The sequence below is a fragment of the Sulfurimonas sp. genome (genome assembly GCF_047622445.1).
GTDB lineage: Bacteria > Campylobacterota > Campylobacteria > Campylobacterales > Sulfurimonadaceae > Sulfurimonas.
Genome location: NZ_JBLHOE010000004.1, coordinates 1 through 20,009 on the forward strand (window position 1 = coordinate 1; position 20,009 = coordinate 20,009).

Sequence of the window (20,009 nt, forward strand, 5' to 3'; positions counted from 1 at the left end):
CTGTGATTGCTCTAGCACATAGCTTAAATCTAAAAGTAATTGCAGAGGGTGTTGAAACAAAAGAACAAAGAGACTTTTTAGTTGAGAATGGGTGTTCTAGTATTCAAGGATATTTTTACTCTAAACCCATACCTACTGAAGATTTGAAAACTTATTTATTGAACTGCCAACTATAAACGAGATGATATAGATTCATCTATCATTTACCTACTGATGATACTATTAGTTTAGAAGCATAAAAATAAGGAGATTAAATGATACAAATAAAAATTTTCACACAACAGTCAATATTAGTAATATTGCTAGTTAGTAATGCAATGAGTCCTCTTTTAGCACTTCCTCAAAAATCAAATCAAATCATTAAAAGAAATCAGCAAGTATCAAATATATTCCAAAAGATAACAAATATTCTTGTCGAAAAAGGTCTTGATCATGATGTTGCTTTGCAAAAAACAAATACTCTGTTAAACATAAATAAAAATACAATAGAGAGATTACACTCCCTTTATGAAAGTTCAGAGTTATTTATACCACAAGAGGAATTAGTTGAAGAACTTGCAAAATATGCACTGTATGAAAAAAAGTTAAACCTAAATTCTTATAGTTCTTTAATTGGCTTAACACAAAGTATTTTATCCCGTCCATTAAATGATAAAGAACTACGTCATATACAAGATATAGCTTCTCTATAACAAGAGGCTATAAGGCTAACTAAAGCATCCCTAGAGCCAACTTAGCGTCATCACTCATCATATCTTGAGTCCATGGTGGATCAAACACAAGCTTCGGAATAATGTCCAAATCATCTTCACCATCTATAATGTAACTCACATTACATACTTGGTCGTATAAAACTTCACTTACAGGACATCCAGCAGATGTTAAAGTCATACTTACAATACAAGATGTCGAATTATCATCTTTTTTTTCACAGTCGATAGAGTAAATTAAACCTAAATCATAAATATTTACGGGTATTTCTGGGTCATAAATATCTTTTAGTTTTTCAATTATTTTTTCTTTCAAAATATCAAAGTTCATCTCAAGCCTCCTTACACTCTTGAGCGTATCCATAAATAACACTTAAAAAGGCTTCCATGCCTTGTTGGCGTACAGGACTTAACAATTCCATTACTCCCATCTCTAAAAGTAGTTTTGTATCAAAAGAAAGAATTTCATCTGGTGTTCTTTTATTAAATATACCTAACAATAAAACAAGCATCCCTTTTGCGATGAGTGAATCTCCCTCTGCTTCTAAAAGAATTTTTTCATCTTTAAAATCTTTTTGTAACCAGGCAAGTGATGAGCATCCTTTAATAATATTCTCATCTGTTTTACATTCTACATCTAAATCCACAGCTAGCTTTGCATAGTCCAATATATATTCCATTTTTGTATCTTTATCAGGAAAAAGTGCTAAATCATCTTTATAAATTTTCACTTGCTCTTGCATAGTCATAATAAATCCTTTACATTAAAAGTTCAAAATCTTTACGGATTTTTTGTCTATATTTTTCATCTTCCACTGTATCTATTAAGCGATTTGCGAAAGATAAGACCAATATTTTACGAGCATCCTCGAGTCTTATACCACGTGAGCACAAATAAAAAAGTGCTTCCTCATCAAGTGTCCCAATGCTAGAACCATGAGAAGCCTCAAGTTCATCTATATAAATTTCAAGCTGTGGTTTTGCATACATACGAGCATGTTCATCTAAGAGTATTGCTTTGGCATTTTGAGAAGCATTCGAGTACGGAGCATTAGGTCCAACATAAATTTTTGCATCAAAAATTCCAGTTGCAGTATCTTTTAAAATAGATCGTGCTTCTTGTACACTTTTTGCATACGCTTCATGATGGTTGATTTGAACTACATTTCCTCTTCTCGCTTTATTAGAAGCTAAGAGTAAATGCGCTGCATTTACCCATGCATATGAACCCAAGTCAATCTTATATAAATGCAAGGAGTTCGCAGCACCATAATCAAAAGTTTTTAACTCTAGTGCGCCCTGCTTCGCTACTGTAAATTTGTGTGTACCTACAACACTCGTTTCATTTTCTTGTCTATTTTCATCACGAATCCATAACATTGTAGAGTCATTTTTAATCTCTACATCTACTCCATAAAGAAATAGACTCTCTCGACTCTTTAACATGTTGAATGTTTCGTAAACTTTTACTTTAATATTTTGTATAATTTTAATAGCTATTCTATAAGCTAATAGTGTCTCACTCTGTGTAAAAATATGTTGTATTTCAAATTCTATATCTTCTAATATCTCGATAGTAGCTGTTAGCCCAGATAGAGTATGTGAACAAAAATAGAGTACATCAAAATGTTCTTCATCTGCTTCAAAATTTTTATCAAAAAAAATTTTTGCACCCTTTGGATACTCCGTAATTACACCATTATTTATTATAAGTTTAGTGCCCTCATGCATTTGTGAATATTCTAATTTTTTAAAAGTATATTCACGTTCTAGAATTGATTTGATAGGAAAATTTTTATATTGCTCTGTTTTACTATTTGGTATACCAAAATCTTTAATTTTCTTATATAAAGGATGATTATTATCAAAATAATCTAAACATAATTGAGACATTACATATCCTTTCTCATCGCATCATACCCTTCAGATTCTAGCTTATCAACAAGTTCAAGTCCACCTGTTTTTACAATACGTCCATCTTGTAAAATATGAACAAAATCTGGAGCGATATAATCGAGGATTCTTCTATAATGTGTAATGATTAAAAATGTTCTTTCATCGTTTTTCATTCTGTTAATACCTTCTGCGACAGCCTTGAGGGCATCAATATCTAAACCTGAATCAATCTCATCAAGCATAACAACATCGGGTTCCAAGATTTCCATTTGTAAAATTTCATTACGTTTTTTTTCACCACCGGAGAAGCCATCATTGAGTGAACGTGCAATCATATCCTGACTCATTCCTAAGTTTTCAATATGCTTTCGCATTAGTTTTAAAAATTCTGCAGCGTTTGTTTCTTTCTTTCCTTGATGCTTTTCTTTAGCATTTAATGCTGTACGTAAAAAATATGCATTATTTACCCCTGCAATCTCAGTAGGGTTTTGAAAGCTTAAAAAAACACCTTCAAGTGCTCTTTCTTCAGCTGGGAGATCTAATAAATTTTTATTTTTATAAAGTATTTCACCATCTAAAACTTCTATGTCAAAATGTCCTGCAATAGCTTTTGTTAAGGTTGATTTCCCTGAGCCATTTACACCCATAAGAACATGCACTTTCCCTTTTTCAAGTGATAAGTCAAGTCCCTTTAATATTTCTTTATCGCCAATCTTTATATGTAAATTTTTAATCTGAATCATCCTACACTTCCTTCAAGGGTTAGGTTTAGTAACTCTTTTGCTTCAACTGCAAACTCCATCGGCAGTTTTGCAAATACCTCTTTACAAAATCCATGAATTATCATCGAGACAGCATCTTCTTCACCAATTCCACGCTGGCGTAGGTAAAACAATTGCTCATCACTAATTTTTGAAGTAGTTGCTTCGTGTTCCACCTGAGCACTTGCATTTTGTGAATCAAGATATGGAAAAGTATGTGCTCCACAATCCTTTCCAATTAAGAGACTATCACACTGACTAAAATTTCTAGCGCCATCTGCTCTAGCAGACATTTTCACAAGCCCTCTATAGGTATTTTGTCCCTTCATTGCAGAGATTCCCTTTGAAACGATAGTTGAGCGTGTATTTTTTCCAATATGCATCATTTTTGTTCCCGTATCCGCTTGTTGCGCTTTTGATGTAACAGCAACCGAGTAAAATTCGCCAACAGAATTATCTCCTTTTAAAATACAACTAGGATATTTCCATGTAATAGAAGAACCTGTTTCAACCTGTGTCCAAGAAACTTTAGAGTTTTCCCCCTCACATAAAGCACGTTTAGTAACGAAGTTAAAAATCCCTCCTTTACCATTTTCATCGCCGGGATACCAATTTTGAATAGTTGAGTATTTAATCTCGGCATCTTTTTTGATAATGAGTTCAACTACTGCGGCATGTAGTTGATTTTCATCACGTTGGGGAGCGGAGCAACCTTCATTGTAAGAAACATAACTTCCTTCATCTGCAATAATGAGTGTTCTCTCAAATTGCCCTGTATTTTTTGCATTTATTCGAAAATATGTTGAAAGTTCCATTGGACATCGGACTCCTTTAGGGATATAGACAAAGGTTCCATCTGTAAAAACAGCAGTATTAAGTGCTGCAAAATAATTATCTGCCATTGGAACAACAGAAAACATATACTCTTGTACTAATTGAGGATAATCTCGTATTGCTTCAGAAATAGAGCAAAAGATAATTCCTTTTTCTTTAAGCTCATTCGAGTACGTTGTTTTTACAGATACCGAATCAAACACAGCATCTACTGCGATACCTTGAAGCATCTTTTGTTCATATAAAGGGATACCGAGTTTTGCATAAGCATCTAAAACTTTTTCGTCAACTTCATCTAAGGAATTTGGAGCTTTCTTTGGAGCTGCAAAGTACGAGATACTTTGGTAATCTATAGGGGGATAGTGCAAATGAGACCAATGAGGTTCTTTCATGCCTTCCCATTTTTGAAGTGCTTTGATACGTATATCTAGCATCCAAGCTGGTTCTTCTTTTTTCTCTGAAATAAATTTAAGAACATCAATATTTAAACCGGGGTCAACGGTGTCTTCCTCAACATCAACTGTAAATCCTAGTTGATACTCTTGAGAAAGAATTTTTTCTATTTCTTGCTGAGCCATAACAACTCCTTTTACTAAGTCTAATCTAAATAGGATAAAAATACTCTTAATTAAAAATATAGGTTTAATTATTAATTTTTCTAATAATTAAATAGCTTATAAAAATAAATTCTACTGTTTAAGTTGCGTATTTTCACCACTTCCAAGTAAGACAGAAATCCATCTTGTTTTTTCATTATCATTAAGTATAATTTTTATCATTATTGTTAAAGGGATAGAAAGTAACATTCCTACTATTCCTAACAACCATCCCCAAAATATCAATGAGAGAAATACCACTAATGTTGAGACTCCTAAACCTTTTCCCATTATCTTAGGTTCTACAATAGAGCCTATAACAATATTTACTATAACATACACTCCTGTAACTGCTAAAGCACTGAGCGGGCCCAATTGCACTAAAGTAAGAAGAACGGCAGGAACAGCTGCTATTATTGAACCAATATTTGGTATGAAGTTAAAGAAAAAAGCGATTACTGCCCATAAAAAAGCATAATCAGTACCGATTATAGATAAGCTCCCCCAGACAATAAAACCTGTTAAGAGTGAAATAGCTGCTTTTAGAACCATATATCCTTTTATTTGAGCGCTAATATCTTGCACATGGTTCACTACTTCCCTATTATCAGTAAAAAGCTCTATTTTTGATTTAAAGAGACTCGATTCTAAGAGCATAAATATAACGCTAAAAAGAACTACAAAACTATTGGTAAACATTGAGCCAAGACTTTGTATAATTTGCGTTGAAAAAGACATAATTTGTTTTGCCTGCAGCATACTTGAAAGTTCTTCCACTGAAATATCAATCCCTACCTTCAATGCTAAAGTAACAAACGCATGGTAATAAATAGCAAGCTTATCTGCATACACATCTATATTAGCATTAAAATCACTTATTGATGATCCTATTAACTTTACCACAAGTAAAATTACCAAAACAAATATCCCCATTACAAATGTTAAAGAGAGTATGCTCGGTAAACCTTTTTTGTTCAAATAATTGTATGAGGGTAGTAATATAATCGCTAAAAAAAGAGACAATAAAAATGGAACTATTATACTCGAAGCGCTTTTTATACCCGCAAGTACAATAACAATGCTTGCCATTACTATAAAGTAATATCCAATATTTATTTCTTTTTTCATGTAGCTCCTTTTATTATTCTAATTTTATTCTTCAATTATATAGAATTAAATAAACAATAATGCTGAATCATAGAGAGATAATGATAGATAATTTTGATACACTATAGTTTAAATATGCAATGGTACTTTTTTTGCTATAAATTAAGAAACATTAACTAAGGGTAAGTATGTCTGAAGAAGAAATTGTAATCATTGATGAAGATGATGCAGCCCAAAGTGATGCACCTGAAGTTATTATAATTGCAGAAGAAGATAAAGATGCGAAAAAAAAGAAGCTTATAATTATTGGTGGTGCTATTGTCACACTTATACTCATCATTTTAATTGTAGTTATCTTACTTGTAAAGTCTTCTGTACCAGAAGAACAATTCTCTATGGACAATATAGAAGAAAAACTTGAACAAAATAGACAAGAGCCTATAGAACCATCTAAACTTGAGAACATGATAGCAAAGGCTAATTATCTTTATTCAACTGGTTCTAAAGATGAAGCACTTTTTTTATATGAGAAAATCGCGATCTACAGCGAAGCAATATCACAATACAATTTAGGTGTTGCACAACTTAAAGATGAGCAATATGCTGTTGCGCTTAAAACCTTTCAAAAAGCAATTAAAAATGATGAAAAAAGATGTGTTAGCGCTATTAACGCTGCAGTATGTTCTCTTCACCTCAAAGATAAAGAAAACTTCAATTATTATATAGACCTTGCTTATGCATATTTACCAAATGAGACTAATTCACCTCTTTATTCTTACTACTATACACTTATTAACTACTACAACAAAAATTACTTAGAAGCCTTAAGTTCTTTAAAGAATCCTACATCCAATGAATACCCAAAGGTGCAAAAACACTTAAAAGCAAAAATGAATGCTCTCTTTGACAACAACTATGACGCTATTGAAGCAATGGAAAAAAACCCTGATGTTACAGACAGTTTTTCTCTTGCCTTACTGTATGCAAGAGTTGGAGATTTAACACTTGCACAAGTACACCTAGAAGAAGCAATTTTACGAAATATACAACCTGTTAAAGCGCAACTCGCTCTTGGATTTATAAAAATGAAAGCAGGTCAAATTTCTGCCGGTGCAAATGAGATACAAAATATCACAGATATGTTCCCAAATGAAGTATATAAATACTATCCGATTAAAGTTACACTAAAAAAGACTCTTTTTAATGCAAAAAAAGCACAAAAATCTTATAGAAAAAATATTGAGTCCTCAAGACTACTTAACTATCAAAAAATCTTTTATTTTTCACCGTATAAAGTTTTTAATGCAAACCAGACGATTAGTTATATTCGAAAAGGTACTGCAAATATTTATATTGACAACATCGCTTCTGCAAAAGATTATTTAAATAAAAGTTCTTCTTCTTCTGTAGTAAATCAAGGTATTGCAAAAGCAATTAAAAAAGCACTTTCATTCAATATCAGAGCTGCAAATAACGAATTACAAGCACTTATACAAATCCAACCTAAACACTCTATATTACATTACAACCTTGCACTTACATATGCACAAATGGGGCATATGAGACTTGCACATAAACACTTTTTAAAGTCTTACTACCTTGATGCAAAAAACTACCTTTCTGGCATATATGCTGTTATGAGCTCCCAACTCATTGATAAAGAGAATATGAAACTCTTTTCTATACTTGGGGATTCAATTAATGATGAGGAGCCTAGCGAAGAGAGAATGCTGTACAAAACTCTCTTATATATATCTAAGAACAATATCATAGCTACCGTAGACTGGTTAGATAATGACTACAAGCAAAGACCATTATATTTAGCCTTAGAAACTATTATTGCACTTAACCTTAGTAGATATGACTACGCTAAAAGATCTTCTACAAAATTAACTACTCTTCTTCCACGTGATATTCTTCCCTCAATGATGTATATTGATGCACACTTTAGTGACTTAGATGATGACAAGTATGCAAGTCAAGTATTTCAGTATCTAAAAAACAAACATTTTCACAACAAAGATTTATATTTTGGCCCTTTAATAACAAGGTACCTCTATGTGCAACAAAATCTTATAACAGGTCGATTGCACTACCTTAGGGAACAACTCAAAGATGCTATTGCTACTACAACAGAGCCTCTTTATGAATTAACGAGTACACTAGCCCTTGCTTCTTTATACGATAAAGCATATGAAGAGTCATATGTGCTTTACAATCAACTTATTGATGAGATGAAGGTTCGAGATGCAAAGACATTATTCTTAGGTGCTGTTGCTTCCACTGCAGCAGGTCATCACGAAAATGCTATTGGTTTACTTGAGTTGTCAAAAAGAAAAGACAAAAGTTTTACTGAGAGTAGATATGCACTAGGATTACTCTACCTAGAAGTACAAAACAATGAGGGAGCGGTCATCCAATTATCTAAAATTGGAAATACTGGGTTTACTTCTAAATATTTTAACTTTGATATAGACTTAAAAAAGCTTTCAATACATAAACAAATCGATGAAGGTAAAAAGAGTAAAGAGGAAGAAGGAAAGTAAGCTATTTAAGAGAAATAGCCTACTAAAGATTTAGAAGCTGTGATCTCTTCACCTAAGATAAGACTTAAGCGAAAGTTTAAAGGAAGATATATATGAGTAATACCATTGACCATTATTCCATATCTTGCTGATTGGGCTATTGATTTATCTTGTTCTACATCAACTATAACACCACATAAGCTTTGCTTAACAGTATGAAGAACCTTTATTTTATTTGCATTTGAATCTTGAAAAACTATACTCACATTTTCATTTGTTTGTAATGCTATTGGATTATCTAAAGATAGTCTTGTCCCATGTTTTTTATTCACACAAATAAGTGACGCATTCATCGGAGCCCTTAAAATACCTACATCTTTATATGTAGTATCTATTGACACTTTATATGCATATTCATTATCGGTAAGTGTATCGATAGAGATCACTTCACCATCTACTGGACAAAGCACAGACTTGGCATCAAAATTTGGAAGTTCTCTCTCTGGATTTCGAAATACAAATAAAAAAAATACAACTACTGCAAATGAAAAAAACTGTAAAATTCCCCAACCTAAAATACTAAAGAGTGCAAAAAAGCCTAAACTATAGCCTACGTAGCTCCATCCCTCTTTAGCAATTGGAAGTAGGTTATTCCTCATCTGGATTTTTGACCATTTTTGCATCTTCTTTTAGCTCTTCCGCTATTTCATCTGCAACAATCTCTACTTTAGATTCCATATTGTTTCTGTCCTCAAAGTCTATAATAATATCTCTAACTTCATCGCCAGTAATATTTTCTTTTTTGTATAAAAGAGCAACCATATCTTCAATAGCATCTTTATAATTTTCAAGACGCTCTACAACACTTGCATAATGCTCATCCAGAGAAGTCTTAATAAAGGCATCTGAATCTTGTGCCATTTTTTCACTGTATTCACGCGCAGGTTGTTGAGGCCCACCAATAAAAGATTGTCTACTTTTCTCTAATACCATAAGTCCAGCAATATCTGTCATACCATACGTTTGAAGCATTGATTTGATAATATCCGTTGCACGTTCTAAGTCATTTCCAGCACCCGTAGAAATTTCACCAATGAAAACTTGCTCCGCTGCACGACCTCCAAGAAGAACATCTACTTCAGCCCACATCTCATAACGTTGCATCATAAATCTATCTTCTTCTGGTTTATTTAAGGTGTACCCTAAAGCTGCTAGACCACGAGGAACAATAGAAACTTTTGAAACTTTTTTAGCACCATGAGTAGTTTCTGCTAAAAGGGCATGTCCACTTTCATGGTATGCAACTATTTTCTTCTCTTTTTGGTTAATACGACGAGATTTTTTAGCAAGTCCAGCAATAGCACGCTCAACTGATTCAAATAAATCTTTTTGCTTCACCGTCTTTTGAGATTTTCTACCCGCTAAAAGTGCCGCTTCATTTATGATATTTGCAAGGTCTGCTCCAGCTAAACCAGCAGTTAAACGAGCAATTTCCTCTATCTCGACATCTGTATCCATTTTTACATTTTTCATATGTACTTTAAGGATTTTAATACGACCTTCAAAATCAGGCTTGTCCACTAAAACTTGTCTATCAAAACGTCCTGGACGAAGAAGTGCTGCATCAAGGACTTCCGGTCTATTTGTAGCCGCTAAAATAATAATAGGAGTATCTGTCCCAAAACCATCCATCTCAGCAAGAAGTTGATTGAGTGTTTGCTCTCGCTCATCATTTCCACCCATCATACCACCAGCAGCACGACTCTTACCAATAGCATCGATCTCATCAATAAATATAATACTCGGAGCATCTTTTTTTGCTTGCTCAAATAAATCACGTACACGTGCAGCACCAACACCGACGAACATTTCTATAAAACTAGAACCACTTACTGAAAAAAATGGAACTTCTGCTTCACCAGCTACAGCTTTAGCTAAAAGTGTTTTACCAGTACCAGGGGATCCTACTAAAAGAACACCCTTAGGAATTTTTGCACCAATCTCTACATAACGAGCTGGATACTTTAAGAAGTCAACAATCTCTTGAACTTCTTCTTTAGCTTCTTCAACACCGGCTACATCATCAAACTTTGTATCTGGTTTTTCTGAATTTACCATCTTTTTAGATTGACCCATACCAAGAATACCGCCACCCATACTTTTTTGCATACGACCAGCAAAAAACATCCAAATTCCGATGATGATTAAAAATGGGAGTAACCATCCAAACATCTCTGTAAACCAATTTGTTTCACTAAATCCAGTATATTCGATTCCTTTCTTTTCTAAACTTTCAGTCAGCTTTGTATCACCTCTTACAATTCTCGTTGTATATACTTGACCATCGCTAGATTTAGCTTTAATATATGTCTGACCAATTTCAACTTTACTTACACTTTTTGATTCTATAAGGGATTTTAATTCAGAATAGCTGATAGCTTGTACTCTAGAGTTTTGTGTAGTCATCCCATTATTTAAAGATCCACCATCTCCGACTAATGCTTTAAACAATAAAATCATTACAACTGAAAATACAGCAAATGTAATTAAAGGATTTTTATTAAAAAAATTATTATCGTTTTTATCGTTTTTATTATTATTTGATTCTTGGTTTGACATGTATTATTTCTCTTTTTATTTTAATTTTAAAATTAAAGTAACCCACTCGTCTTGAGGGATTCTTTCAATGAGTTCACAATCTTTGTAAAATGAAAGTACTTTTGTTTCATACTTATCTAGTATTCCTGAGAGTACTAAGATTCCAGTATCTTTAAGAGCAGACTTTAATTCTTTAGCAATGAACGTTAAGACATCCGCTACTATATTAGCGACAACCATATCATATTTTTTATCCGTTATAGAACATGAACCTTCCCAGATGTTATGAAACTTCACATCGTTTAACTCAGCATTTACTATTGAGTTATCAACAGAAACAACATCAGTATCACAAGCATCTACTATTGCACCTAGTTTCATTGCAGCAATTGAGAGGATTCCACTTCCACAACCCACGTCAATCAAAGTACTTCCACTCTTTGTATACTCTGAGATAGCACGAAGAGAAGATGCAGTTGTTGGATGATGACCGGTTCCAAAAGCTAAAGCTGGATCAATCGCGATATTTATAAGTGAGTCACTCGGCTCATTCCAAGTTGGATGAATATAAAACCTGTCTATTGCTAATGGCTGAATTGAGTTTTGATATTCAGCAACCCAATCACTGTTTTTTTGCTTTGTATGCGTACATTCAAGTTCTATAGTTTCATTAAGAGCTTTTTGAAGGGCTTCTTGATACTGAATTAGTCCCCATTCAATCGTTTCTAAAGAATCTTCACTTCGTATGATAAAGCCATCATCAGTCTCTTCAAAACCTACTGGTACCGTATCCGATAAAAAATCTGAAAAAAGAGGAAGATGAGATGAAACTTTAACTACTAATTCATAGTAGTATTCTTGCATTATTCGGAAACACCCATAACAGCACCAAGTTTTTCTTTAAGGACTTGAGGAGTGAATGGTTTAACAATGTAATTATTCACACCAGCTTTTAATGCTGTAATAACTTCACCCTTACCACCTTCAGTCGTTACCATTATAATAGGTACATCTTTAAATCTTGCATCTGCACGAACTTTTTTAACAAGTTCAAGACCATTCATTTCTGGCATATTCCAGTCAGTAATTAACATTTCAATATCTGGATTAGAATCCATTTGATTCCAACCTTCAACACCATCAGCACCTTCTAAAATATCCTTATATCCCAAACGGGCTAAAGTATTTTTAATAATACGACGCATTGTAGAGCTGTCATCAACAACAAGTAATTTCAATTGAAATCCTTTTCTTTAATATATTTATAATTTAATGCTCATATAATAGCAAAAAAATGTTTATTTTTCTATTAACTATAAAAGCTTAAACATTTTTGGAAGATCTAACCTTCCTTCATAATAAGCCTTACCAATGATAACACCATCCACTTCGTTTGTTGCTATCAAGGCTTCTATGTCACTCTCATCTTTTACACCGCCACTTGCAATCGTACTGATGCCACTTGCTCTTGCAATATCTAAAGTAAATTCTACGTTCACTCCACTAAGTGTTCCATCTTTACCAACATCCGTACAGATAATAGCTTCAACCCCAGCATCTGCAAACTCTTTAGCTAAGTCTGTTGCTTTCATAGTACTTACTTCACCCCAACCTTCAACTGCTACAAAACCATCAATTGCATCAATCCCAACAGCTATTGGATACTTTGCAGCCATATCTCTAACAAACTGAGGGTCTTTTACAGCTATAGAACCTAGGATAATTCTGTCTATTCCAATTTCAAGTATTTTAACAATTGTTTTTTCATCACGAATTCCACCACCAAGTTCAAGCTTAACATTACAGTTTTCTCTAATTTTTATTATCTGCTCAAGATTCTTTGGTTTACCTGCAAAGGCACCATTAAGGTCAACTAAGTGAACCCACTCAGCACCCATTTCTTCAAACTTCTGTACAAGAGTCCAAGGCTCATCTGAGTAAATTTTTGCACTATCCATCAAACCTTTTGTAAGGCGAACTGCTTTTCCATCTTTTAAATCTATTGCTGGGTATAAAGTCATTATTATAATTTTCCTGTGAAGTTATCAATTTTAAATTATGGAATTATACCATTAGTTTAAAACTGCATATATTCTAATTTAGTATTTCATTCTTATAAATTAATAAAATTTTCTAGTATCTTTAAACCATTATCATGGCTTTTTTCTGGATGTGGTTGAATACCAAAAATGTTCCCACGAGCAACTGCAGAAGTAAATTCATAGCCGTAGTTAGTACGTCCAATAATATCTTCTTTCATTTTACAATTTACATGATATGTATGTACAAAATAAAGGTAATGTTCTTCATCTAAATTTTCAAACAATGGATGTTCTTGTGTAAACATTCTATTCCAACCCATATGAGGTATTTTTAAAGCTTGATTAAACTTACTTTCATCAAAAGCTTTTACTTCACCACTAATAAGTCCCAAACCCTCATGTGTACCAAACTCTTCGCTTGAATCAAAAAGTAACTGCATACCAAGGCAAATTCCAAGCATATATTTTCCACTTGCTGCGTATTCACGTATAGCTTCTATCATGTTTCGCTCTCTTAGATGCTCCATAGCATCACCAAAGGCTCCAACTCCCGGAAGAATTAACTTGTCATAATTTTTGAATTTATCTGGATTACTTTCAACCACTGTTTCACAACCAAGCTTTGTAAATGCATTTTGTACACTCGCAAGGTTACCCATATTATAATCAACAATTGCTATCATTAGTTATCTATCTCTCCCTCATTTCTTGTGTACTTGATATAAATTGCTAGCGACACAATCAACATTGCGACACCCGCAACTATATACATTGCATTGACTAAATGGTCAGGGTCTGTTATTGCAAATTTAAATACAAGCATTAAGGCTTCAATTGATAAGGCAATAATAATAGAACCAAGGAACTTAACCATCGTTTTATGTGGTCCTGATACATTATATTCCTTATGCTGTCCTAAAACCTCTTCTTCTATAAGTGTTTTCACAAGGTCAAATATCGCTAGGGAAAGTGTTAATAAAATGGTTGCTTTAAACATCTCATCAATAGAAAGATGTGACATAGATATGTCTTGAACAAAAAAGTTCTGAATACCATGAACAAAAAGTAATAGGGCTACAGCTGTCAATGCAAACGCAAAACATATATATGCAATTTTGAAAAAATTTGCAAATCCTGAATCATACTTATTCATTTGTGATGCAGCAAGTACTTCATTAATTGGTAAATCTAAACATGCTACATATTTTAATTCTTCTTTATCATCATAGACAGGTTGAGAAGCTGTAACTGTAAGCTCGCCACTTATAAGAGATGGATATGGGTCTGTTAAAATACAGCGTTTTTCTCTTACCGCACGATAATAATAAGCACGATTAGAACGAAGAACACCCTCTCCCTTAGTATCTTCTTTGCCATTTGGTAAATATGTAGGTGTAACTTGTTTACCTTGATAATCTAAAAGGTATGCACTCTCACAATTTCTAAGCTTCTCTTTTATGGCTAAAAGTTGTGGAATTACCATACTCTGAGATACTTCAGATATTTTATTTGGCAGGTTCGCTGAAAAAAGGTAACAAAAATAAGCCCTTGCTTTAGTCCTTCCTTTAGCTATTTTATCTAAATCACTAGCTACCATTAATTAAATCCCTCTTTTTGTTGTTCTATTTTTTTAGGCTCTGTATTATGTGCTAAGCTAGGACTGAAAACTTTTTTTATAATTGATTTAAAACCTTTTTCATTTTCTTCATACTCTCTTTCTGCTTCTTGAAGTGAAGCTTCCCAAGCACCAGAAAATCCAGGTGCATTCAACATCATTTTTCGAAGTGCTCCGTCATAAATATTTAAAAGTCTCACTTCAGCACGTCCTGGTTTTTGACCAAGTGTTTTGACCGATATTCGTAAATTTTCATTTTCTTTTTTTAGTTTTTCCAAATCAAGTTCAAGATTCTTACTTCCTTCACCAGTTATCTTCATTTGTCTATTTAAGTGTTCTTGAAATTCTTTTAATTCTTTTTTATACTTTCTAACTTCAAACCTAGATTTGATATAGCTAATAAACCAACCAACAGCAAAACTAGCAATGATTAATAATATTCCTAAATAACTTAATTCCATAATTATCCCCCTTTAGTATCTTCTATATATCATAGCATGGATAAGCTAATAAAAAAATATATTTGCTATAATTACATCTAATGAATAAAGATATAAAAAGAATCGCGATAGTTCGACTATCTGCCCTTGGTGACATTGTTAACAGTGCTGTTGTTTTACAGTTTATACATCGAGAATACCCTCATGTAAAGATAGAATGGATTACAGAAGAAGTTTTTGCTCCTCTTTTAAGCAATCATCCTCTTATTCATTCTGTTCATTCTGTTAATCTTAAAAAATTAAAGAAAGAACGTAGTTTTAGTGCCTTAAGCAAAACAGTTTCACATCTGAAATCTTTAGGCCCCTTTGACCTAATTATAGATATGCAAGGACTTATAAAGTCAAGTATAGTAGCTAGGCTTATAGGGAAAAATACGCACGGTTTTGATAAAAATTCTACTCGAGAAGGTTTAGCTTCCTTACTCTATAGAACAAGTTCTTCCATCGCTTATGATGAAAATATTGTCAAAAGAAACTCTTTTGTAGTAGCTGATGCTTTGGGCTTTACAATTACTGATTCTATGTTACTAACTAAAGAAAAGGTATTTCCATCTACGGAGTACAAACATACTAAAAAAGACAAGATGTCAAATATAGCTATCGTTATTGGTGCATCTTGGGAATCAAAAAAGTATCCAAAAGAAAAAATAGCATTCCTTACAAATGAGCTCAAACAAAATTCTCTTATCATTTGGGGCAACGAAGATGAAAAAAAAGACGCAGAATGGATTTGTGAAAACTCTGAATTTGCCACACTCGCTCCAAAACTTTCATTAGTAGAGCTAGTTTCTTACATTGGCTCTTGTGATTTACTCATAGGTAATGATACAGGACCAACCCATATGGCTTGGGGACAAAATATCCCATCTATTACTCTTTTTGGACCAACCAATGAGAGAATGATTTATGAAAATCCAAAAAATATAGCAATTCATTCACCCTCAGATGTTAATATTTTCAAAATAAATAAAAACGACTTCTCAATCTCTGAAATTGAAGTTAAAGAGATTACAAAAAAAGCTATGGAGCTCCTAAATGGCATTTAAATTATTTTTACTTTTTGAAAAATTTCTCATGATTTTACCTGCATCATGGAGAAAAAGTTTCTTTGCCTCTTTAGCAAATATAGGATACTACATGTCTTCAAGATATCGTAAGGTCTCTTACCAAAACTTAGATTTTGTTTTTAATAATACTATGAGTGAGGATGAAAAAGATAAAATCACACGCTACGCTTTTAAAAACTTAGCTTTTAATTTTTTGCACGCAATGGAACTTCGCCATATGAGTAAAGAAGACCTTCAAAAAAAAATCACTATAAAAAATATTGAGGCTGTTCAAAGGGTTCATGCTCAAGGTCGAGCAGTTATTTACGTAACTACTCATTATAGTTCTTGGGAGTTAGGTGGTGCTTCAATCGGTGCTTTTATAGAACCACTTATCGCAGTCTATAAAAAAATGAAAAATCGGGAATACGAAGCTTGGCTACTTGAGGCAAGAGATAGATTTGGAAATATTTCAATGGAGAAAAGTAACGTTGTAAAGCCATTGGTAAAGAACATTAAAAACGGTGTTGCCTGCGGGCTTTTAATAGATACAAATATTAATGATAATGAAGGGGTAATGATAAAATTTATGGGAAAAGATTTACGCCAGACCTCAACACCAGCATTTCTTGCACGTAAATTTGACGCTGCAATCATTCCCGTGACAATGAGAACAGACGATGAGGACAACTATACTTTAATACTATTTGATGAGATAAAAGTAGAAAAGACTGATGATGCACAGGCAGATATTTTAAAAGCTACCCAACTCCAAGCTGATTGGTTAGGTAACCTTATTGAAAGAGAACCAAAATTTTGGTTCTGGCTTCATAGAAGATTTAAGAATGATCACCCTAAGATTTACTCAGATCAACAGTAGTTTTATACTCCTGACTTTTTGCTTCAAATAGTTTTAGGATCGTTAGGAAAAATGCTGTAATTGCAGGTCCTAAGATCATACCCCAAAACCCAAAAGTTGCAAGTCCCGCGATAATAGCAAAGAAGATGAGAAGCTCATTCATCTTTGTATCGTCTTCATCTAATATTTGTTGATTAATGGCTTTAATAATAAGCGGTTTTATAAATGTATCTGCAATAATAGATATAACTACAACAGAATATACTGCGATAAATATCGCACTAGAGTTATTCCCAATTGCAAATTCATACACCATAAATGGTAGCCACATTATAATACCTCCAACCACAGGTACTAAAGAAGCAAAACCATACATAATTCCAAATAAAAGACCATTGTAACCCATAAAGGAAATAGCTATACCAAAAAGTATACCTTCAAACATCGCGGTTGTAATAATAGAATAAAATACAACACTCATAACTGCTGAAAGTTCTTTTACAAGGAGTGTTGTATCCTCTACTGACATCTGTATAACACGTTTTAAAAATGTTAGAACATAAGAACCATTATATTGCGCAAAAAAGTAAAAGATAATAACAAGGAATGCATTTTTTAAAAAGCCTGCACTAAAAGCACCTATTTTTCCTGTAACAAAAATTGCATTTGCTGTTACTGTACTTGTATTTAAATTCTGTAATGCTTCATTAATATAGGGAACTAAAAAGCTTAAATACTCAGGAGGCGAAGCAATGAATTCTTTAATATATATATCTATTTTCACCATATCTACTGGGTTTACAGTATTAAGTTGGATTGTTAACGTAGTTAAAAAGTAACCTAAAGGAGCGAAAAATAAAGCGCTCAGAAGTAAGCTTGATACAAGTGAAGCTAAAAATTTCGAATGAAGTGTTTTTTCGAGATAACATTGAATACTTGAAGTAGATACCGCTAAAAGTGCAGCAATTAAAATAGTTAAAATAAATGGTGAATAAAGTAAATACATCCAATATAAAGACGTTGCAAATAGTATTGCTATAAAATATTGTGGTTTCATTATAAAAGCCCTTTTTCATCTACGGGTAAAGAGATATTTAAAACACTATACGTCATTCTTGTTGCCTTTCTACCTTTGGCTGTTCTCTCGAGGTATCCATTTGCAATTAGGTAAGGTTCTAGTACGTCTTCAACTGTTCCCTCATCTTCACTTAATGATGCGGCTATGGTACTTAAACCCATAGCTCTTCCATTACTTGAAGCTAAGAGATTGAGAAGTCGTAAATCCATTTCATCAAAACCATGTGAATTAATCCCTAACTCATCTAGTGCATACTGTGTACGAGAATGACTAATGCCCATCTCTTCTGCAACATCTGCAAAATCTCGTACACGACGTAAAAGACGAAGTGCTATACGAGGTGTACCTCGACTACGTTTTGCAATTTCCAGAGAAGCTTCATGAATAATCTCTTTATCAAGTTTACCAGAAGCTTGAGCAATGATTCTGGAAAGTTCATCCGAGCTATAAAACTGCATACGAAAACTCATCCCGAATCTATCTCGAAGTGGATTTGAAAGCATACCGGCTCTGGTAGTCGCTCCAATAAGGGTGAACCGAGGTAAGTCAATCTTCACTGTTTGGGCAGCTGGACCACTTCCTATAATGATGTCTATTCTAAAGTCTTCCATCGATGAATAAAGTATCTCTTCTACCGCTGGTGAAAGACGGTGAATTTCATCTATAAAAAGTATATCGCCCTCTTCTAAGTTTGTTAATATTGCAGCTAAATCACCACTTTTTTCTATCATAGGAGCTGCTGTGACTTTTATGTTTGCTTGCATCTCAGTTGCGATAATAAGTGCAAGTGTAGTTTTACCTAGCCCGGGAGGTCCAAAAAAAAGCACATGATCAAGTGCTTCATCTCTTTTTTTACTCGCTTGTATAAAGACAGAGAGATTTTTTTTGATTTGTTCTTGGCCAATGTACTCAGCCCATACATCTGGGCGTAGTGTTGTTTCAACACTTGTCTCTTCTGCATCAAATTTTTCTATCTCAACTATTCTATCCATTAACACTCCAACTTAAGCAGATTAATAGGTATGCTCTTTTTGTGGAAAATCACGTACCTTTACTTCACCTGCATAACTCTTTACAGCTTCTTTTACAAGTGACGCTCCATCTATATATTTTTTTACAAACTTAGGAGTAAAGGCTTCAAATAAACCCAACATATCAGAAAAAACTAAAACCTGTCCATCAACTTTATTTCCGGCACCAATCCCGATAACAGGGATATCTACACTCTTTGCAATTTCCTCTGCAACATGTGCTATTACACCTTCTATAACCATACAAAAAGCACCAGCATCTTCAATGGCTCTGGCATCAGCAATGAGTGATAAACACTCTGCGTTCGTTTTGCCTTTTACCTTATAGCCACCTTCACTTCTTACCGACTGTGGTAAAAGTCCAATATGACCACAAACCGCAATTCCATTAGATGTTAAATGTTTTACAATATCAGCCTTCTCTTTTCCACCTTCAATCTTGACACAATCAGCACTTGTTTCTTGAAATACTTTTATAGAATTATGAAGAGCATCAGCTTCATTAGTATACGTTCCAAACGGCATATCACAGACAACAAAACTATTTTTTGCACCGTTGCATACAGCCTTAGTATGGTAGATCATCTGCTCCATCGTAGCACTAAGCGTATCTGCTTTGCCAGCAAAACTCATATTGAGACTATCGCCCACCAAAATCATGTCACAACTCTCTTCAAAAAGCGAAGCGAAAAGTGCATCATAAGCAGTAATCATTACTAAGGGAGCTAAGCCTTTTGATTTTTTAATAGAAGATATTGTCATTTTTTTATTCATTACTCGTCTCTTTTTTTTATGTATTAAGAATTTTAAC

Annotated in this window: 22 protein-coding genes; 5 read left to right on the plus strand and 17 right to left on the minus strand. The window is 33.4% G+C overall.

The features are described 5' to 3' along the window. The first annotated feature begins 2 nt into the window (after positions 1-2). Positions 3-176, plus strand: a complete 174-nt coding sequence (locus tag ACI9TV_RS01475; protein WP_415249071.1) for an EAL domain-containing protein — start codon at positions 3-5, stop codon at positions 174-176. A 78-nt stretch (positions 177-254) separates the two neighbouring features. Continuing rightward, positions 255-692: a hypothetical protein gene (locus tag ACI9TV_RS01480; protein ID WP_415248989.1), complete on the plus strand. Its 438-nt coding sequence runs from the start codon at positions 255-257 to the stop codon at positions 690-692. Between the two features lie 19 nt (positions 693-711). On the opposite strand, the gene ACI9TV_RS01485 is transcribed toward ACI9TV_RS01480, so the two are convergent. The 6 genes from ACI9TV_RS01485 to ACI9TV_RS01510 all read right to left on the minus strand — a co-directional run bounded on the left by ACI9TV_RS01485 (position 712) and on the right by ACI9TV_RS01510 (position 5,925). Then, positions 712-1,041 (minus strand): iron-sulfur cluster assembly protein, encoded by a 330-nt coding sequence (locus ACI9TV_RS01485; protein ID WP_415248990.1) that lies wholly within the window; start codon positions 1,039-1,041, stop codon positions 712-714. Position 1,042: 1 nt separating this feature from the next. Then, the gene (locus ACI9TV_RS01490) at positions 1,043-1,459 is read right to left on the minus strand and encodes a SufE family protein (RefSeq protein WP_415248991.1); all 417 of its coding nucleotides are present in this window, start codon (positions 1,457-1,459) and stop codon (positions 1,043-1,045) included. A gap of 10 nt (positions 1,460-1,469) precedes the next feature. After that, positions 1,470-2,603 carry a SufD family Fe-S cluster assembly protein gene (locus tag ACI9TV_RS01495; RefSeq protein WP_415248992.1) on the minus strand — a complete coding sequence of 378 codons (1,134 nt, stop codon included), beginning with the start codon at positions 2,601-2,603 and terminating at the stop codon, positions 1,470-1,472. Further along, complete coding sequence (gene sufC, locus ACI9TV_RS01500; RefSeq protein WP_415248993.1) at positions 2,603-3,349, minus strand: Fe-S cluster assembly ATPase SufC; 747 nt, start codon at positions 3,347-3,349, stop codon at positions 2,603-2,605. Before sufC ends, ACI9TV_RS01495 begins: the two co-directional genes overlap by 1 nt. Then, positions 3,346-4,779 carry a Fe-S cluster assembly protein SufB gene (sufB, locus tag ACI9TV_RS01505; RefSeq protein ID WP_415248994.1) on the minus strand — a complete coding sequence of 478 codons (1,434 nt, stop codon included), beginning with the start codon at positions 4,777-4,779 and terminating at the stop codon, positions 3,346-3,348. The genes sufC and sufB overlap by 4 nt, the downstream gene beginning before the upstream one ends. A gap of 111 nt (positions 4,780-4,890) precedes the next feature. Further along, the gene (locus tag ACI9TV_RS01510; RefSeq protein ID WP_415248995.1) at positions 4,891-5,925 is read right to left on the minus strand and encodes an AI-2E family transporter; all 1,035 of its coding nucleotides are present in this window, start codon (positions 5,923-5,925) and stop codon (positions 4,891-4,893) included. Positions 5,926-6,092: 167 nt separating this feature from the next. Here ACI9TV_RS01510 and ACI9TV_RS01515 point away from each other — a divergent pair, with 167 nt between their 5' ends. Next, entirely contained in the window at positions 6,093-8,450 is a 2,358-nt protein-coding gene (locus ACI9TV_RS01515) for a hypothetical protein (protein WP_415248996.1), read from the plus strand. 5 nt (positions 8,451-8,455) lie between these two features. Here the strand turns inward: ACI9TV_RS01515 and ACI9TV_RS01520 are convergent, their stop codons facing one another. The 8 genes from ACI9TV_RS01520 to ACI9TV_RS01555 form a co-directional block, all read right to left on the minus strand. Further along, positions 8,456-9,112 carry a phosphatidylserine decarboxylase gene (locus ACI9TV_RS01520; protein WP_415248997.1) on the minus strand — a complete coding sequence of 219 codons (657 nt, stop codon included), beginning with the start codon at positions 9,110-9,112 and terminating at the stop codon, positions 8,456-8,458. Next, a complete protein-coding gene (ftsH, locus tag ACI9TV_RS01525) occupies positions 9,078-11,048 on the minus strand; it encodes an ATP-dependent zinc metalloprotease FtsH (RefSeq protein WP_415248998.1) in 1,971 nt (656 codons plus the stop codon). The genes ACI9TV_RS01520 and ftsH overlap by 35 nt, the downstream gene beginning before the upstream one ends. 15 nt (positions 11,049-11,063) lie before the next feature. Continuing rightward, positions 11,064-11,891, minus strand: a complete 828-nt coding sequence (locus tag ACI9TV_RS01530; RefSeq protein WP_415248999.1) for a 50S ribosomal protein L11 methyltransferase — start codon at positions 11,889-11,891, stop codon at positions 11,064-11,066. After that, entirely contained in the window at positions 11,891-12,265 is a 375-nt protein-coding gene (locus tag ACI9TV_RS01535) for a chemotaxis response regulator CheY (RefSeq protein ID WP_415249000.1), read from the minus strand. The genes ACI9TV_RS01530 and ACI9TV_RS01535 overlap by 1 nt, the downstream gene beginning before the upstream one ends. 75 nt (positions 12,266-12,340) lie before the next feature. Next, complete coding sequence (gene hisA, locus ACI9TV_RS01540) at positions 12,341-13,048, minus strand: 1-(5-phosphoribosyl)-5-[(5-phosphoribosylamino)methylideneamino]imidazole-4-carboxamide isomerase (RefSeq protein WP_415249001.1); 708 nt, start codon at positions 13,046-13,048, stop codon at positions 12,341-12,343. A gap of 92 nt (positions 13,049-13,140) precedes the next feature. Further along, positions 13,141-13,752, minus strand: coding sequence for an imidazole glycerol phosphate synthase subunit HisH (gene hisH / locus ACI9TV_RS01545; protein WP_415249002.1), 612 nt, complete (start codon positions 13,750-13,752; stop codon positions 13,141-13,143). Further along, on the minus strand, positions 13,752-14,666 hold the full coding sequence (locus tag ACI9TV_RS01550; RefSeq protein ID WP_415249003.1) for a PDC sensor domain-containing protein: 915 nt from the start codon (positions 14,664-14,666) through the stop codon (positions 13,752-13,754). The genes hisH and ACI9TV_RS01550 overlap by 1 nt, the downstream gene beginning before the upstream one ends. After that, entirely contained in the window at positions 14,666-15,145 is a 480-nt protein-coding gene (locus ACI9TV_RS01555; protein ID WP_415249004.1) for a hypothetical protein, read from the minus strand. The genes ACI9TV_RS01550 and ACI9TV_RS01555 overlap by 1 nt, the downstream gene beginning before the upstream one ends. An 80-nt stretch (positions 15,146-15,225) precedes the next feature. Between ACI9TV_RS01555 and waaC the strand changes: the two genes are divergently transcribed. Both waaC and ACI9TV_RS01565 read left to right on the plus strand, forming a co-directional pair. Continuing rightward, entirely contained in the window at positions 15,226-16,230 is a 1,005-nt protein-coding gene (gene waaC / locus ACI9TV_RS01560) for a lipopolysaccharide heptosyltransferase I (protein ID WP_415249005.1), read from the plus strand. Then, positions 16,220-17,110, plus strand: a complete 891-nt coding sequence (locus ACI9TV_RS01565; RefSeq protein ID WP_415249006.1) for a lipid A biosynthesis lauroyl acyltransferase — start codon at positions 16,220-16,222, stop codon at positions 17,108-17,110. Before waaC ends, ACI9TV_RS01565 begins: the two co-directional genes overlap by 11 nt. Here ACI9TV_RS01565 and ACI9TV_RS01570 read toward each other — a convergent pair. Genes ACI9TV_RS01570 through panB form a run of 3 tightly spaced genes read right to left on the minus strand, consistent with a single transcriptional unit; the run spans position 17,085 to position 19,972 of the window. Continuing rightward, a complete protein-coding gene (locus ACI9TV_RS01570; RefSeq protein WP_415249007.1) occupies positions 17,085-18,146 on the minus strand; it encodes an AI-2E family transporter in 1,062 nt (353 codons plus the stop codon). The genes ACI9TV_RS01565 and ACI9TV_RS01570 overlap by 26 nt on opposite strands. Further along, positions 18,146-19,159, minus strand: a complete 1,014-nt coding sequence (gene ruvB, locus ACI9TV_RS01575) for a Holliday junction branch migration DNA helicase RuvB (RefSeq protein WP_415249008.1) — start codon at positions 19,157-19,159, stop codon at positions 18,146-18,148. The genes ACI9TV_RS01570 and ruvB overlap by 1 nt, the downstream gene beginning before the upstream one ends. Before the next feature lie 21 nt (positions 19,160-19,180). Then, complete coding sequence (gene panB, locus ACI9TV_RS01580; protein ID WP_415249009.1) at positions 19,181-19,972, minus strand: 3-methyl-2-oxobutanoate hydroxymethyltransferase; 792 nt, start codon at positions 19,970-19,972, stop codon at positions 19,181-19,183. Positions 19,973-20,009 lie beyond the last annotated feature (37 nt).

Coding starts and splice junctions, on each gene's coding strand:
- ACI9TV_RS01480 (WP_415248989.1), top strand. CDS start 255: ATGATACAAATAAAAATTTTCACACAACAGTCAATATTAGTAATATTG.
- ACI9TV_RS01565 (WP_415249006.1), top strand. CDS start 16,220: ATGGCATTTAAATTATTTTTACTTTTTGAAAAATTTCTCATGATTTTA.
- sufB (WP_415248994.1), bottom strand. CDS start 4,779: ATGGCTCAGCAAGAAATAGAAAAAATTCTTTCTCAAGAGTATCAACTA.
- ACI9TV_RS01550 (WP_415249003.1), bottom strand. CDS start 14,666: ATGGTAGCTAGTGATTTAGATAAAATAGCTAAAGGAAGGACTAAAGCA.
- ruvB (WP_415249008.1), bottom strand. CDS start 19,159: ATGGATAGAATAGTTGAGATAGAAAAATTTGATGCAGAAGAGACAAGT.
- ACI9TV_RS01510 (WP_415248995.1), bottom strand. CDS start 5,925: ATGAAAAAAGAAATAAATATTGGATATTACTTTATAGTAATGGCAAGC.
- ACI9TV_RS01490 (WP_415248991.1), bottom strand. CDS start 1,459: ATGACTATGCAAGAGCAAGTGAAAATTTATAAAGATGATTTAGCACTT.
- ACI9TV_RS01570 (WP_415249007.1), bottom strand. CDS start 18,146: ATGAAACCACAATATTTTATAGCAATACTATTTGCAACGTCTTTATAT.
- sufC (WP_415248993.1), bottom strand. CDS start 3,349: ATGATTCAGATTAAAAATTTACATATAAAGATTGGCGATAAAGAAATA.
- panB (WP_415249009.1), bottom strand. CDS start 19,972: ATGAATAAAAAAATGACAATATCTTCTATTAAAAAATCAAAAGGCTTA.
- hisH (WP_415249002.1), bottom strand. CDS start 13,752: ATGATAGCAATTGTTGATTATAATATGGGTAACCTTGCGAGTGTACAA.
- ftsH (WP_415248998.1), bottom strand. CDS start 11,048: ATGTCAAACCAAGAATCAAATAATAATAAAAACGATAAAAACGATAAT.
- waaC (WP_415249005.1), top strand. CDS start 15,226: ATGAATAAAGATATAAAAAGAATCGCGATAGTTCGACTATCTGCCCTT.
- ACI9TV_RS01555 (WP_415249004.1), bottom strand. CDS start 15,145: ATGGAATTAAGTTATTTAGGAATATTATTAATCATTGCTAGTTTTGCT.
- ACI9TV_RS01485 (WP_415248990.1), bottom strand. CDS start 1,041: ATGAACTTTGATATTTTGAAAGAAAAAATAATTGAAAAACTAAAAGAT.
- ACI9TV_RS01520 (WP_415248997.1), bottom strand. CDS start 9,112: ATGCAAAAATGGTCAAAAATCCAGATGAGGAATAACCTACTTCCAATT.
- hisA (WP_415249001.1), bottom strand. CDS start 13,048: ATGACTTTATACCCAGCAATAGATTTAAAAGATGGAAAAGCAGTTCGC.
- ACI9TV_RS01495 (WP_415248992.1), bottom strand. CDS start 2,603: ATGTCTCAATTATGTTTAGATTATTTTGATAATAATCATCCTTTATAT.
- ACI9TV_RS01530 (WP_415248999.1), bottom strand. CDS start 11,891: ATGCAAGAATACTACTATGAATTAGTAGTTAAAGTTTCATCTCATCTT.
- ACI9TV_RS01515 (WP_415248996.1), top strand. CDS start 6,093: ATGTCTGAAGAAGAAATTGTAATCATTGATGAAGATGATGCAGCCCAA.